The following is a 13,976-nucleotide window of genomic DNA, read 5'->3' as shown; positions in this document are numbered from 1 at the left end:
CCGCCGATGGCCAGCACCTGGGAGGAGCCGTCCGGCAGGCCCGCGATGGCGACCCGGCCGGCCGCCATCTGCGGCGTGGCCACACCGGGGAGCGCGGCGAAGCCGGACCAGTTGCCGTCGGCGAACCGCGTCTGGTGGTAGACGTTGCCGTCGTTGCCGATGGCCAGCACCTGGGAGGAGCCGTCCGGCAACCCGGCGATGGCGACGTCCCCGGCCGACATGGTCGGGGTGCCGATCCCGGGGAGCGCGGCGAAGCCGGACCAGTTGCCGTCGGCGAACCGGGTCCGGTGGTAGACGTTGCCGTCACCGCCGATGGCCAGCACCTGCGAGGAGCCGTCCGGCAGGCCCGCGATGGCGGCCCGTCGCGCGGCCATGGTGGGGGTGCCGTTGCCGGGGAGCGCGGCGAAGCCGCCCCAGCCGCCGTTCGCGGCGCGGGTCCCGTGGTAGAGCAGGCCGTCGAGGCCGATGCCGAGCTCCTGCGAGGAGCCGCCGGGCAGCCCGGCGATCGCCACCTCGGAGCCGCGGAAGATGCCCGCCCCGCCGGTCAGCGGGTTGAAGCCGGGCCAGTTGCCCGAGCTCTGGCGCACGCCGAGGAACATCCCCGAGGACTGCGACGGCGGGGCGCCGTTCAGCTGGACGTCGAGGTAGTCCTGGTCGATCCCGATCGAATAGCCGCCCCAGCTCTCCGGGGCCTGCGGGGAAGCGTACTGGTGGGCGCGCTGGTGGTTGGACCAGTAGCCCGCCGGGATCCAGGGGTCCTCGGTGTCCTCCCGGCCGTTCCAGTTGGCGCTGAAGACGGCGTCGGGCATGGCGTAGGCGCTGTTGCCCGCGTTGGCGACGAGGTCCTTGATGCCGGACGAACTGCTGCTGTAGACACCGGAGTTGTAGCCCCAGGCGTGCAGCTCGTTGGTCCAGGCGGTGAGGAAGGCGAGCACCGGGGCGGTGTACTGCGGCGTGGAGTAGGCCTCCATGTCGTAGTAGAGGACCGCGCCGGGGGAGAAGCCGAGGCTCTGGGCCTGGGCCGCCGCGTCGGCGGCGGCGTTGGCGCCCTCGGTGGCGGGGGCGGTGATCTTCGAAGCCTGCACGCCGACGTACAGCGGCATGAAGGCCCAGCCGGCGGACTGCTGCTGCTGGACCCAGGAGGCCGTGAGGTTCGGCTGGGCGCAGGCCCGCTTCGACCCGCCGATGTAGATGCCGACCGCCCGGTAGGGGGAGGAGGTCATCCAGGCGTTCATCGCGGCACCGGAGGGCGCCGTACAGGCGTCGAAGCCCTTGCCGGTGTAGTTGGTCGCGGACGCGGGTATCGCGGCGACGGCAGCAGGTGCGGCAGCAGGTGCAGCAGCGGGCGCGGCGGCCGGAGCCGCAGCGCGCGCGGAGTCGGCCGGTGCGGAGTCGGCCGGAGCGGCCTGGGCCGCCGAGGAGCGCGGCGCGACCGGCGTCCGGGACCCGGACCCGGCGGGCGCCGGGGTCGGCGCGGGCTGGTGCTGCGGGGCGGGGACGAGGCCGGCGCCGGTGATGATCCGCCGCACCAGCGCCTGGTCCGTGTCGTACGTGCCGGTCACGGCGACGACGCCGTCGTTGGCCCGGACGGTGTGTGCGACGGGGTTGGAGCCCTCCCGGTCCGGCGCCGCCGCGGCGGCGGGCTCGACCAGCAGCGCCTCGGTGCGGCCGATCAGTCGCGGCGGGCAGACCTGCTGGTCGCCCGGGTGGCCGAGGTAGACGGCGTGCTGGTCGAAACGGACGCAGGCCTGCGGGTCGACCGCGAGGTCCACCACCGCCCAGGTCGAGGGCACTTGGAAGACGTGGCCCTGGTACGTCACCGCCTTGGTGTCCGGCCCCCCGGCAGGCGCGGCTCCGGCCGAGCCGACGCCGGGCGCCGTCATGAGGACGGCCGCCGCGACGGCTGCGGCGCTGCGGAGCGCTGTGATTCGGGACTTCACCCAGATCTCTCCTGACATGGCGTAAGACCGCGCGCCGGGAAGTCGGCGACGCGGCATCGCCCGCCACGATATCCAGCTCCGGGCCGGATGATCGACACCCTTTCCCCCCGTCCGCCCGTCGGCCGCCCAAACGCCCCTCCGTGTACACCCGTTCACGTGGGAGGAATCGTCCCCGTGCGCCACCGGGGCGCGGCCCGGGCGCCGTCGGGGGCTTCGCCGGACCGGGACGATTCGTGTGCGATCGGACACCGCCCCGCCGACAGCACCGCCGGGGCGGGCCCTGACGGCGCCGCCCCGGCGGGGGATCGGGGGGTGGTGGGGGTTGCTACCGGCTCGGGCTCAGCCGACGTTCAGCGCGACGTCGTCGACCACGAAGCTGGTCTGGAGCGAGGAGTCCTCGGTGCCGGTGAATTTGATCGTCACCGTCTGCCCGGCGAAGGAGGTGAGGTCCAGCGTCCGCTGGGTGTAGCCGGCCGCCGCGTCCGCGTTGGAGTACGTCTTCAGCGTGGTGCTGTTGGCCTGGACGGTCAGCTTGTCGTAGGCGGTGGAGCCGGTCTCGGCGGTGTCGACGTGCAGCCAGAAGGTGAGCGAGGCGGACTTGCAGCCGGCCGGGACGGAGACGGTCTGCGACATCGAGTCGGTGTGCGCCGAGCCGTAGCCGTTCATCCAGGACTTCCAGCCGCCCGAGTGGGCCGCCTGGGAGGCGCTGTTGTCGACCACGCCGCTGGAGGCGGTCCACGGGGCGGCCGATCCGGTCTCGAAGCCGCCGTTGCCGATCAGCTGGGCGGCGGTGCAGCCCCCGGACGGCGGGGTGGTGGTGCCGCCGAGCAGGGCGGTGGTCAGGGCGTCGGCGACCGGGCTGCCCCAGCCGGTGACCTGGTCGTAGCCGGTCCGGGTGGGGAAGTCCTGGTTGGAGCCGGTGGTCACGTCGTGGAAGGTGGTGCCGTAGCTGCTGCTGTTGGCGAGCGCGTACAGCCGCGGACCGGCCTCGCCCAGGACCGGCTGCCCGGCGGCCTTGGCCTTCTGGTTGAACTGGGCCGCGTAGCCGGACCAGAGCGGGGCGGCCGCGCTGGTGCCGCCGTAGACCTGCCAGCCGCCGGCCGTGTAGATCGCGAAGCCGCTCTGCGGGTCGGCGTTCGAGGAGACGTCCGGGACGGTGCGCATGGTGCCGTTGACCCCGGTGCCGGTCTGCCAGCTCGGCTTGGCGAACACGGTGGAGACGCCGCCGCCGGCGGTGCTCCAGGCGCTCTCCGAGGAGTAGGCGTTGCCGGCGGAGACCTTGAGGTTGGTGCCGCCGACACCGGTCTGGTGCGGGCTGGAGGCCGGGAAGTCGACCGCCTTCACGGTCGATCCGCTGGTGGAGCGGGTGCAGTCGCGCGAGCCGTCGTCGCCGGAGGCGGAGAACACCGAGATGCCCTGGGCGGCGGCCTGCTTGAAGGCGTTGTCGACGGCGGTCATCGAGGCCGGGGTGGTGTCCGGCTCGCAGGAGCCCCACGAGATGGAGATGACCGAGACCCGGTTGTCGGACACGATCTTGTTGGCCATGTCGATCTCGCCCTGGTCGCTGTTGGGCGCCTCGTAGACGAGCTGGGTGGCCTTGGGCGCCGCGCCGCGGACGATCTCGCTGTCCAGCTCGACCTCGCCCTGGCCGTCGCCCGGCCGCGAGTCGTAGTTCGCGCCGTCGACCGACACGGTGGACACGGCCGGACCGGACAGGCCGTACTGCGAGTCGTAGGTGGTCAGGTTGGACTTGCTGTAGCCGTCGAACTCCCACAGCGCCACGGTGACGCCGGTGCCGTCGGCGCCGGTCCGGTTGAGGTTGTAGGCCCCGGTGTACTGGGCGGGGGACAGTCCGCTCGGGCTCGCGGCGACGGCGCCGGGGACGGCACCGGGGGTCGCGCCCGGGGCGACGTCGGAGGCGGGGGTGCCCGGCCGGACCAGGTGGGTCCGGCGGACCGGGTGGTTGTCCAGACCGCTGACGCCCTGGACGGTGGCGGCCAGCTCGGACGGGACGGAGGCGGCCGCGTCGTTGGCGAAGAAGGACCGCTGGGTCTGCGGGTCGACGTACGCGCTCTCGTGGGTGCCGAAGGCCTGCGAGACCTGGGCGGTGGTGCCGCGGGCGTTGACCACCTGGCGGTTGGCGCTCACCTCGGTGACCGTCAGGCCCTGGGCGGTCAGGTAGGCCCGGACCTGGTCGACGGAGGCCTGGGTCGGCCCGAACCGGTCGGTGAACTGCTCCGGCGTCAGATACCTGCCGAACTCCGGCGCGCCGGGCGTGCCGACCGCCGCCAGGAAGCGCTCCAGCGCGTCGGCATCGCGCAGCTTCAGGCTGACGGCCACGGATATCTGCTGCTCCGCCGGGATGTCGCCCTTCTTCTCCGAGTGGGCCACCGCCGGGTTGAGGGTGTTGGGAAGGGTGACCCGCGGGGCGGCGTGAGGGGCGGCGGCCTGTGCGGTGGAGACACCGAGCGGGACGGCGGTGAGCGGCAGCACGGCTATCGCGGCGGCGAGGGTGAGGGTACGGGGGCGCAAGGGATCCTCCTGCGGCCGGCTGTGGGGGCCGGCTTGGGGCTATGGCGTTCCGGGATCTGGGACGCTGGCTAGAACATGACAGAGGAGTCGATCGAATTGGCTCATGGTCAAGCAATTCGTTGCTAAAGAACAGTCAACTGTGTACATCGCAGCTGGCCAGGACTTATACAGTGAATGGCCGGATCCGCCGGCCCGCGCTACCGCTCTCCCGCTGTCCCGCTGTCCCGCTGTCCCGCGCCAGGGCTCTCCCGCTCTCCCCGTCGGAGGTCGACGTGGCACTCCTGCCCGACATCACCGCCTTCTACGACGACGGCGACGAGGCCGGCCGCCTCACCTCCGGGCGCACCGTCGGGACGGTCGAACTGATGCGGACCCAGGAGATCCTGCGCGCCCACCTGCCGCCCCCGCCCGCCTCCGTCCTGGACGTCGGCGGAGGGCCCGGCGTCCACGCCCGGCTGCTCGCCGACAGCGGCTACCGGGTGCTCGTGGTCGACCCGGTGGAGCGGCACGTCCGGCAGGCCCGCGCGCAGGGACTGCCGGCCGAGGTGGGCGACGCGCGCTCCCTCGACCTGGCCGACGGCTCCTTCGACGCGGTGCTGCTGCTCGGCCCCCTCTACCACCTGCCGGACGCCGCCGACCGTGCCCGCGCCTGGCGGGAGGCCCACCGGGTCGTCGCGCCCGGGGGTCCGGTCGCCGCGGCCGCGCTCAACCGCTACGCCAAGCTGCTGGACCTGCACTCGACCGCGGCGCTGGAGATCGCGGCCACCGGGCTCCGCGTACGCCGCGACGGCCCGACCACCTACTACCACGACCCGGCCGAACTCCCCGCCGAGGCCCACCGGGCAGGTCTGGAGGGTGTCTCGCTGCACGGGCTGCACGGACCGGCCTTCGAGGCGCTGCGGGCGGAGGAACGCCGGACCGGGACGAAGGACCTCGGCGAGCGGGCGCTCGAGTCCGCCCTCGCCGCAGCGCGGTTCGCGGACACCCGGCCGGAGCTGCTCGTCGCCAGCCTCCACCTGCTCGCCGTCGCCCGCCGCCCGCGTCCGCGTCCGGCAGGGCCGAACGGCTGACCCCGCGGGGTCGGTGCGCCGGGCGGAGCGGCGCCCGCTGCCAGGCTCGTGACAGGCTCCGCGGCCCGCTCGGCCCCGGGGGAGACCACCGACGACAGGAGTATCAGATGCTGACCTCCACGCAGCTCCCGGGCGGGCTGAACTGGCTCGACCTGGGGACGCCCGACGTCGCCGCGGCCGCCGCCTTCTACCGCGGCCTGTTCGGCTGGGAGTTCGCCTCCGCCGGGCCGGAGGCCGGGGGTTACGGCTTCCTGCGGAAGGAGGGCCGGACGGTGGCCGCTGTCGGCCCGCTGACCGAGGAGGGCGCGAGTTCCGCGTGGACGGTGTACTTCCGCACCACGGACGCCGACGCCACCACCAGGGCCGTCGAGGCGGCCGGCGGCGTCGTCCGCTTCCCGCCGGCGGAGGTCTTCACGGCCGGACGGATGGCCGGCTTCACGGACCCGACCGGTGCCGAGTTCGCCGTCTGGGAACCGCGCGACACGGACGGCCTGGATCTCGTCAACGAGCCCGGCAGCGTGAGCTGGGTCGAGCTCTACACCACCGACGGCGCGGCCGCGAGGACGTTCTACGGCGGGGTCCTGGGCTGGGAGGGCACGGACCGGCCGATGGGCGGGGGCCTCGTCTACAGCACCGTCGGGCCGGCCGGCGGCGGGGGCGCCCCGCACGGCGGCATCCTGCAGCTGCAGCAGGTCCACCTGGACGCCGGATCGACCTCCGAGTGGCACCCCTACTTCGAGGTCGAGGACTGCGACGCCGCGCTGCTCCGGGCCCAGGAGCTCGGCGCCACCGTCCTCATCCCCGCCATGGACGCCGGGGGAGTGGGGCGCCTGGCGATGTTCCTCGACCCGTTCGGGGCCCCATTCGCCGTGCTCAGGAGCGCTGCGGGCTGACCCCGGGCCGGCCGACCCCGGGCTGCCGCCCAGTTCCGGCGGGTCGGGGTCGGCGGACGGGCCTACGGGAGCACGGCGACGTGCTCCCGCAGGAAGGCGCCGGCATGGGCGGCGGCCTCCTCCTTCGTCGCGTACCAGGTGCCGTCCTCGGCGGCGCCGCGCGTTCCGTCCGCGCCTTCGGCCTTCCAGGCCCAGCCGCCGGACAGCTGGTCCTGCGTCAGTTCCGCGCTCCCGCCGAACAGTTCGAGCGACGAGCCGCCCCGCGCTCCGGCGGCCGCGGGGCGGGGAACCGCGTCCGGCCACTTCTTGCGCGCGCCCTGGCGGGTCATGCCCCAGACCGCGCCCAGTTGCTCGTAGGTCGCGCCGTAGGAGCCGGCTGTCGCGGCCGCGAGCGCCGTCAGTTCCTTGACCTCGGTGTCGACCACCTTCCAGGCGGCGAGGACGGACAGCGTCACCTCGAGCGGGTCCGCGTCCCACATCCGGGCCGGGGACAGGCCCGACTGGCGGGAGCGAATGGCAGCCGCGAGGGGGGTGAGGGCGTCGGTGAGGGCCTTGGCCAGCTCGGCCCGCTCTTCGGGAGTGATCTCGATAGAAGCCATGCGACAACTCTAGTTACCGAAATCCATCTCGACAACCTTTGTTACCGTCTGGATCGAGTATCGGACGGTTCACCGGCTCGGTCGGACCGGCGCCGTGCGAGGTGGACGACGATGTCGGCGTCGATCCCGACCGTCCCGGGCAGGGCCCGCTCGATCGCCTCGAAGGCCCGTCGGCGGTCCGCCTGCGGCAGTTGGAGGTACGCCGAGACCGTCGACAGATAGCCGAGGTAGTCGGCGGCGCTCATGCTCCACCGCCGCTCGACGACGGCCTGCCGGACGTCCTCGAACAACGGGGACCGTTCCAGCTCCGTGCCCGGCCACTGCATCGCCGCGTCCGGCGCGGTGCCGTCGGGGGACGGAACGTCGTCGCTCTCCAGGAACGGCGCGCGGGCCGCCCCCACGGCCTCCTCGACAGCCGGGTCCGCGAGTTGGACCGGGCCGCCGAACGAGGCGAACACCCCGCCCGGCTCCAGCAGCGCGGCCACGCGCGGCCACCGGCCGTCCGGGCGGGTCCAGTGCAGGGCCGCCGCCGCGTAGACCAGGCCGTACGTCCCGCCCGGCCGCAGGTCCTCGAACGCGGCCCGTACGGTCGTCACATTCGCGGGCGCCGTCCGGTCCAGCTCGGCGAGCATCCCGGCGTCGGGCTCCGTGGCCGTGACCGTGATGCCGTGCCCGGCGAACAGCCGGGTCGCCTTGCCCGTCCCCGCGCCGATCTCCAGCGCCGTCCGGACCGGTCGGCCCGCGTACGCCGTCACCAGGTCGACGAGTTCCTCGGGGTACCCCGGCCGGAACCTTTCGTAGGCCTCCGCGACGACGCCGAAACCCAGTGCGCGAGCAGTCATGGCGAGCATCCTGGCACGACCGGGGCCGTGGCGGTGCCGGAATTGCCCGCAGCCGCGCCCGGTCCCCGTCCGGGGGTGCGGGGGCCCGGGACGGGATGCCGGCCGCGGCGGCGGCGGTTCGGTCAGGCGAGTTCCAGCACCCACAGGTCGGGCGTGTCGCTGAGGACGACCTGGCTGCCGTTGGTGTCGAAGCTCTGGGCGGCCAGCCACTTGCCCGAGCTGACCGTCCGGATCGCGGTGTAGTTGGTGTTGGGTACGTTGAGAAGCGTGAACTTCTGCTTGTCGGGCACGTAGTTGTCGTCGCAGCCGACCGTGATCAGCCAGACGCCGGGGTCCCTCCCGTCGCGGTCGACGTCCGCACACCAGTGGCGCCAGGCGTCGCGGAAGACCACCTGCTGGGTGCCGTCGGACATGGGCTTGCGGCAGACCTGCCACTTCTGGTTGGACTCGCCGCTCCACTGGTACTGGATCACCGAACCGTGGTTCCCCCGGGACAGGGCGACGGTCAGGGCCAGCTCGTTGAAGACCGGGCGGTTGGCGGCCTTGATGCGGTAGAGGATCGGGTCGCAGGTGTAGTTGCTGCCCGTGTCCCAGGCCGAGGCGGGCGGGGCCGCGGCGAGGGTCAGGGCGCCGAGGATCGCGGTGGTGCCGAGCGCGGTCAGTCGGCGGATCGATACGGACATCGTGAACTCGCTTTCACAGCTGGGGGGTGGGGAAGGGTGCGCGGCGTCCGGATGTGTCCGGTCCGGTCCTGGAGCGTGCGGTCAGCAGGCGAGCCGCTGCCGGGCGGCGTTGCGCAGCGTCCCGGCCGCCTCCGGGGAGGCGCACGACACGGTGCCCTCCTCGGGGTACCCGAAGGTGGTGAAGGTGCCCTTGCCGTTCGGCGTCGTGTTCAGCCAGAAGCCGATGGCGCCGGCGCGGGCGCAGGTGTACTCCACGTACTCGCCGGAGACCTTCTGCGTGCCCCGGTAGAGGCCGTAGTAGCCGGGCTGGTTGAAGTTCCAGGTGTTGGAGGCGGTGGTGGTCGTGGTGGACGAGGTGGTCGTCTGCACGGAGAAGCCGACCGTGGCGGACACCTTGAAGAACAGGAAGCTGGCGGAGGCCGAGATCTCGGTGTTCCGGTTGACCGTGGTGGTCACGGTGTCGACCCGGGTCAGGGTCTGGTAGCGCTGACCGGTGGTGCCGGGAGCGACGTTGATCGCCGAGAAGTCGGTGACGACGGCTTCGACCTTGCTGTTGAGGATGTCCTGCACGGGCTTGTCCACGGCCGGATTGCAGACGCCGCTCGGCGCTCCCGACGGGGTCGCGGCCGCCGCACCGGTGGCGTTGACCAGGCCGAGCGAACCGACGGCGGCGAGGACGGCGGCGGTCGACGCCATCGCCCGGAGGAGTGTGCGCGGACGGGGGGTCGGGTTCGGGTTCATGGGGGCTCCCTCTCTGGACTCTCCGGAACTGAGTCGGCCGGGTGCGGCGCCCGTCGAGGTGCTGGGCGGATTTTGTCCGGCTCGGAGAGAACCCTGCTTCAGTCCGTCACGATTTCGTCATCAGCTGATCACGGTGGACACATCACGGGTACCTGGCGCGCCATGGACACCGCCCGGCGTCCGGGTGAGGATGGCGCTGCCGGGCCGTCGGGTGTACGAACCTGACGCTCGGTGCGCGACCCGTGGCCGCGTACGCGGGCCGGGCAAAGGCGGGGCAAAGGCCGAGTGAGGGTCGGTCGAGGGGTGCCGGGCGAGGGTCGAGGGTCGAGGGCGAGGGCCGAGCGAGGGCGGACGGACTATCCGGCGGAGGGGCGGGAGTGGAGTTCAGGATCCTGGGAGCACTGGAGGTCCGGGCCCCGGACTCCACCGTGCTCGCCGTCGGCGGCCGACGCCAACAGGCCCTGCTGGCCTGTCTGGTGGCCCATCCCGGCCGGATCGTCTCGGTCTCCCGGCTGGTCGACGCGATCTGGGACGACTCCCCGCCGGCCACCGCCGACCGCCAGGTCCGGAACATGGTCGGCGCGCTGCGCCGCGTCCTCGGCGGTGGCTCCGGCGTTGGCCCCGGAGGGGTGTCGCCGATCCGCACCGACGGACCGGGTTACCTCTTCACCGGAGCCGGACCCGAAGTCCGCGTCGACGTCCAGCAGTTCACCGCCCTGGTGGACGCGGCGGCGCAGCCGGGCGCCGACCGGGTCGCGCGCCTGCGCGAGGCCCTGGCGCTCTGGCGCGGACCCGCCCTGGACGGCCTGCCGGGCCGGGCCCTCTCGGCTGTCGCGGCCGGCCTGGAGGAGCGCCGGATGGCCGCCCTGGAGCGGCTCTACGAGGCCGAGTCGGCGGCCGGCCGGGACGAGCTGGCGATCGCCGAACTCACCGAGCTGGTGGTCACGTTCCCGCTGCGCGACGGCCTGGTGCGGCACCTGCTGACCGCCCTGGCGCGGTGCGGCCGGCACGTGGAGGGGCTGGCCGCCTACCGCCGGTACGCCGACCGCCTCGCGGAGGAGCTCGGTCTCGACCCCTCGCCCCGGCTGCGGGCCCTCCAGGGGGAGTTGCTGGGCGCGGCCGGCGATGCCCGGGGCGAGCCCCGTCCCGCGGACCCGCCCGCCCGGGTGGCGTCCGCCCGAGTGCTGCCCGCACCGCCGCGGCCGTGTCCGCGCCCGGCCCAACTGCCCTGGGACCTCCCCTCCTTCATCGGCCGAACCGCCCAACTCCTGGCCATGGACCGCCACCTGGCCGCGCCCGCCGTCGCGGGCGACCCGCCCCCGACGTCCGTTCTTGTGATCACCGGCATCCCCGGCGGCGGCAAGTCGGCCCTGGCGGTGCGCTGGTCGCACCGCGCCCGGGAGCACTTCCCCGACGGCCAGCTCTTCGCCGACCTGCACGGCTGGTCGCCCGCCGGCCCGCAGGACCCGCACGCCGTCCTCGGCGCGTTCCTGCGGGCACTGGGCGTCCCGGCCGAGGACGTACCCGGTCGGCTCGACGAGGCGGCCGCGCTCTACCGCACCACGCTGGCCGGCCGACGGGTCCTGATCGTGCTCGACAACGCGCTCGACGCCGAACAGGTCCGCCCGCTGCTGCCCGGCACGGCGGGCTGCGCGGTGGTCGTGACCAGCCGCGACCGGCTCACCGGCCTCGTCGTCCGCGAAGGGGCCGAGCGGATCGAACTCGTCGACTTCAGCCCGGCCGAGGGGCGGGCACTGCTGCACCGGGTCCTCGGCGCCGAACGGGTCGCGGCCCACGAACACGCCGTCACCCGGCTGCTCGACGCCTGCGGCCACCTCCCGCTGGCCGTCGGCCTCGCCGCCGCCCGGCTGCGCGACCGTCCGCACCACGATCTCACCGGCCTCGCAGCCGAGTTGGCGGCCGAGGGCACCCGTCTGGACGTCCTCGACGCCGACGGCGACGGCCCGTCCGTCCGGCTGCGCACGGTCTTCGCGCTCTCCTACCGGGCGCTCGACGAGCCCGCCGCACGGCTGTTCCGGCTGCTCGCGCTGAGCCCCGCGGTCGTCCTCTCGGCGCCCGTCGCCGAGGTCGTCGGCGAGGTGGTCGGCGGCCAGGACGCCGCCGAGTGCGCGCGCATCCTGCGCCGCCTGGCGAACTCCCACCTCCTCACCGAACACGCCGCCGGCCACTACCGCTTCCACGACCTGGTCCGGCTGTTCGCCGCCGAGCGGGGCGCCGACCAGGAGAGCGAGCGCTCCCGCGCCCGCGCCCGGGACCGCTGGTACGCCTGGTGCCTGCACCAGAGTGCGGCCGCCACCGCTCCGCTGCTCGCCCCGCGCCGCCCCCGGGTGCCTCTGCCGCCGCCCCCCGAGGGCCTGCGCACCACGGCCTTCGACGGCGCGGAGGAGGCACTGCGCTGGTACGACGGACAGCGCGCCAACCTGCTCGCCACCGTCGGCCACGCCTTCGCGCACCGCAACGACGAAGTCGCCTGGCAGCTCCCCGCCCTGGTGTGGCCGTACCTCCACCGTTCCGGCCGGCACGCCGAACGCCTCGCCCTCGGCCGCACCGCGCTCGCCGCCGCCCGCCGCCTCGACGACCCCCTCGCCACCGGCCGCACCCTCAACGACCAGGGCCACGCCTGGAGCACCGTCGGCGACCTGCCCCGGGCGCTCCGGCACTACGAACAGGCCCTCGACCACGTCCGCGCGGCCGGATCCCCGGCCGTCGAGGGCCAGGTGCAGGCCAACCTCGGCGCGTTCCGCTTCTTCTCCGGCGACTACGCCGAGGCCGCCGACCACTTCGAGGACGCCCTGCGGCTCCTCCCCGCCGAGGGACCGGACGCCGACGACTGGACCGTCCGCCTGTGCGAGGTCAGCCTCGCCTCGGTCCACGCCTTCCTCGGCCGCTTCGACGCCGCCCGGGCCCGAGCCGAGCGGCTGCTCGCCCCCGAACTCGGCCTCCACGACGGCATCCTGGGCTGCTCCCTGCGGAACGTCGTCGGTATCGCCCACTACGCCGCCGGCCGCCCCGACGAGGCCCTGCGTTACTTCGCCCGCTCCCTGGCCGTCAGCCGGCGCACCACCGGATTCCCGGACCAGCAGGCCAACTCCCTCGCCGGCCTCGCCGCCGCCCAGCAGACCCTCGGCCGCCCCGCCGCCGCCCGCCGCTCCTGGACCGCCGCCCTCGACCTCTACCGCCGACTCCCCGCCCACTACCGGGCCCCGGTGACCCTCCTGACCTCCCTCGGCTTCACCCCACCCGACACCCCGACCGATGTTCTACCGAAGCTGTGACCCCGACGGTTGTGCCCCTGCCCGGGCCTGTCCGCCGAGCGGTGTTTCGGGGCCGTGAGATCATCGCAGGCATGTTCGAAGTCAAGCGCAGGGGCGAGGCCGTGGCGGCCGTCGAGTCGCACGTTCGGGGCTTCTTCGCGGGTCACGAGGTTCAGGCCCATGACTACGATCCCGGGCCCGGCCGCCAGGACGAGGTGCCCGGCCTCCGCATCATCGCGGTCGGTCCGGGGCCGCGCGGCAACTGCTGGACATACCTCACGGCCGGTTGTTGGTCCGCTGTGGAGAACCATGGGCACGGACTGGAGTTCGTCCTGACCGCTCCGGCGAAGGACGAGAGCTTCGTCGAGCTTCTCGCGAGGATCGCGTACTACCACGCCGGACACCGTCTCGACCTCGGGCACAGCCTGCCGATCGGCGAGCCGTGGATTCCGGGGTCCCACTGCAACCATCTGCTCGTCAGTCTGCCCTACCTCCATGGGCCGGAGCTCGAACGCTGCCCACTGCCGGACGGCCACGCGCGTATCCTCTGGACTCTCCCGGTGACGGCGGACGAGATGGCATTCCGGCGCGAACACGGCCTCGAAGCACTTGAGCAGCTCTTCGACGTACACGGGATCGACCCGGTGGATCCCGAGCGGGCTTCCGCGGTCCGACCGGCTTCCGGCCCGCCCGTCGGTACGCCGAGCCTTCCGGCCGGGGCATGCTCGGCGGTGGGGGCGTGAAGAGGCCCGTCAGCGGGATGCTGCACCACGTCGAGCTCTGGGTTCCCGACCTGGAGCGTGCCACGGCCTCGTTCGGGTGGTTGTTGGAGGCCCTCGGGTACTCGGTGTTCCAGGACTGGAGCAGGGGGCGCAGTTGGCGCCTCGGAGCGACCTACCTGGTCGTCGAAGAGTCGCCGGCCCTCACCGCCGACCGGCACGACCGCTGCCGGCCGGGTCTGAACCACCTGGCGTTCCACGTCGACGGGCCGGACACGGTGGAGGAGTTGGCCTCGGAGGCCCGTCGGCACGGCTGGCACCTGATGTTCCCCGATCGCCACCCGCACGCCGGCGGTGAGGAGGTCCATGCCGCCTACCTGGAGAACGACGACGGCTTCGAGGTCGAACTCGTCGCGATGAGTGCGTCGGAAGCGGACTGATCACTACGGGACCGGGTGGCGCCCTGCTGAACGCCGTCGAGAGTCCGGGGTCGAAGGGTATGGTGGACGGAGCCCGATCCTCGGCAGGCCGGTGGCGATGCTCCTGTTCGCGGGGATGTCGACCTCGGGAGCGTCCGGGGTCGGCCTGATCACCTTCGTCCCGGGCGGTGCCGGGCCGACGACGGTCGCCGTTCGGCTCGCACAGGCGGTCGAGGTAGGGCGTCGGGGCGTGCGGTCCTGAC

Annotated in this window: 11 protein-coding genes; 5 read left to right on the top strand and 6 right to left on the bottom strand. The window is 73.6% G+C overall.

Annotated features, from left to right (window positions below; genetic code table 11):
- Positions 1-1,940, bottom strand: a 1,940-nt coding sequence (locus tag BI06_RS05240; protein WP_051740257.1) for a glycoside hydrolase domain-containing protein, incomplete at its 3' end; no start/stop codon positions are given.
- 339 nt (positions 1,941-2,279) lie between these two features.
- Positions 2,280-4,472, bottom strand: a complete 2,193-nt coding sequence (locus BI06_RS05235; RefSeq protein WP_051740256.1) for a protease pro-enzyme activation domain-containing protein — start codon at positions 4,470-4,472, stop codon at positions 2,280-2,282.
- Positions 4,473-4,744: 272 nt separating this feature from the next.
- Here BI06_RS05235 and BI06_RS05230 point away from each other — a divergent pair, with 272 nt between their 5' ends.
- A complete protein-coding gene (locus BI06_RS05230) occupies positions 4,745-5,542 on the top strand; it encodes a bifunctional 2-polyprenyl-6-hydroxyphenol methylase/3-demethylubiquinol 3-O-methyltransferase UbiG (protein ID WP_043465437.1) in 798 nt (265 codons plus the stop codon).
- Positions 5,543-5,649: 107 nt separating this feature from the next.
- Positions 5,650-6,435, top strand: a complete 786-nt coding sequence (locus BI06_RS05225) for a VOC family protein (protein ID WP_030395230.1) — start codon at positions 5,650-5,652, stop codon at positions 6,433-6,435.
- Between the two features lie 62 nt (positions 6,436-6,497).
- On the opposite strand, the gene BI06_RS05220 is transcribed toward BI06_RS05225, so the two are convergent.
- The 4 genes from BI06_RS05220 to BI06_RS05205 all read right to left on the bottom strand — a co-directional run bounded on the left by BI06_RS05220 (position 6,498) and on the right by BI06_RS05205 (position 9,300).
- On the bottom strand, positions 6,498-7,034 hold the full coding sequence (locus BI06_RS05220; protein WP_030395231.1) for a hypothetical protein: 537 nt from the start codon (positions 7,032-7,034) through the stop codon (positions 6,498-6,500).
- A gap of 41 nt (positions 7,035-7,075) precedes the next feature.
- Positions 7,076-7,876 (bottom strand): class I SAM-dependent methyltransferase, encoded by an 801-nt coding sequence (locus tag BI06_RS05215; RefSeq protein ID WP_051740255.1) that lies wholly within the window; start codon positions 7,874-7,876, stop codon positions 7,076-7,078.
- A gap of 122 nt (positions 7,877-7,998) precedes the next feature.
- Entirely contained in the window at positions 7,999-8,559 is a 561-nt protein-coding gene (locus tag BI06_RS05210) for an RICIN domain-containing protein (protein WP_030395233.1), read from the bottom strand.
- Positions 8,560-8,640: 81 nt separating this feature from the next.
- The gene (locus BI06_RS05205) at positions 8,641-9,300 is read right to left on the bottom strand and encodes a hypothetical protein (protein WP_043465435.1); all 660 of its coding nucleotides are present in this window, start codon (positions 9,298-9,300) and stop codon (positions 8,641-8,643) included.
- A gap of 377 nt (positions 9,301-9,677) precedes the next feature.
- Here BI06_RS05205 and BI06_RS05200 point away from each other — a divergent pair, with 377 nt between their 5' ends.
- The 3 genes from BI06_RS05200 (at position 9,678) to BI06_RS05190 (ending at position 13,734) form a co-directional block, all read left to right on the top strand.
- Complete coding sequence (locus tag BI06_RS05200; protein WP_051740254.1) at positions 9,678-12,596, top strand: BTAD domain-containing putative transcriptional regulator; 2,919 nt, start codon at positions 9,678-9,680, stop codon at positions 12,594-12,596.
- A 71-nt stretch (positions 12,597-12,667) separates the two neighbouring features.
- Positions 12,668-13,318, top strand: a complete 651-nt coding sequence (locus BI06_RS05195) for a suppressor of fused domain protein (RefSeq protein WP_078880192.1) — start codon at positions 12,668-12,670, stop codon at positions 13,316-13,318.
- Complete coding sequence (locus BI06_RS05190; RefSeq protein WP_051740253.1) at positions 13,297-13,734, top strand: VOC family protein; 438 nt, start codon at positions 13,297-13,299, stop codon at positions 13,732-13,734. Before BI06_RS05195 ends, BI06_RS05190 begins: the two co-directional genes overlap by 22 nt.
- The last annotated feature ends 242 nt before the right edge of the window (positions 13,735-13,976 follow it).

Source organism: Kitasatospora sp. MBT66 (genome assembly GCF_000710405.2).
GTDB lineage: Bacteria > Actinomycetota > Actinomycetes > Streptomycetales > Streptomycetaceae > Kitasatospora > Kitasatospora purpeofusca.
Note: the sequence above shows the minus strand (reverse complement) of the source record. Positions and strands in the feature narration are given on the sequence as shown.

Excerpts from the sequence above, each read along its gene's own strand:
- BI06_RS05210 (WP_030395233.1), bottom strand. The coding sequence starts at position 8,559 with ATGTCCGTATCGATCCGCCGACTGACCGCGCTCGGCACCACCGCGATC.
- BI06_RS05220 (WP_030395231.1), bottom strand. The coding sequence starts at position 7,034 with ATGGCTTCTATCGAGATCACTCCCGAAGAGCGGGCCGAGCTGGCCAAG.
- BI06_RS05205 (WP_043465435.1), bottom strand. The coding sequence starts at position 9,300 with ATGAACCCGAACCCGACCCCCCGTCCGCGCACACTCCTCCGGGCGATG.
- BI06_RS05190 (WP_051740253.1), top strand. The coding sequence starts at position 13,297 with ATGCTCGGCGGTGGGGGCGTGAAGAGGCCCGTCAGCGGGATGCTGCAC.
- BI06_RS05225 (WP_030395230.1), top strand. The coding sequence starts at position 5,650 with ATGCTGACCTCCACGCAGCTCCCGGGCGGGCTGAACTGGCTCGACCTG.
- BI06_RS05195 (WP_078880192.1), top strand. The coding sequence starts at position 12,668 with ATGTTCGAAGTCAAGCGCAGGGGCGAGGCCGTGGCGGCCGTCGAGTCG.
- BI06_RS05215 (WP_051740255.1), bottom strand. The coding sequence starts at position 7,876 with ATGACTGCTCGCGCACTGGGTTTCGGCGTCGTCGCGGAGGCCTACGAA.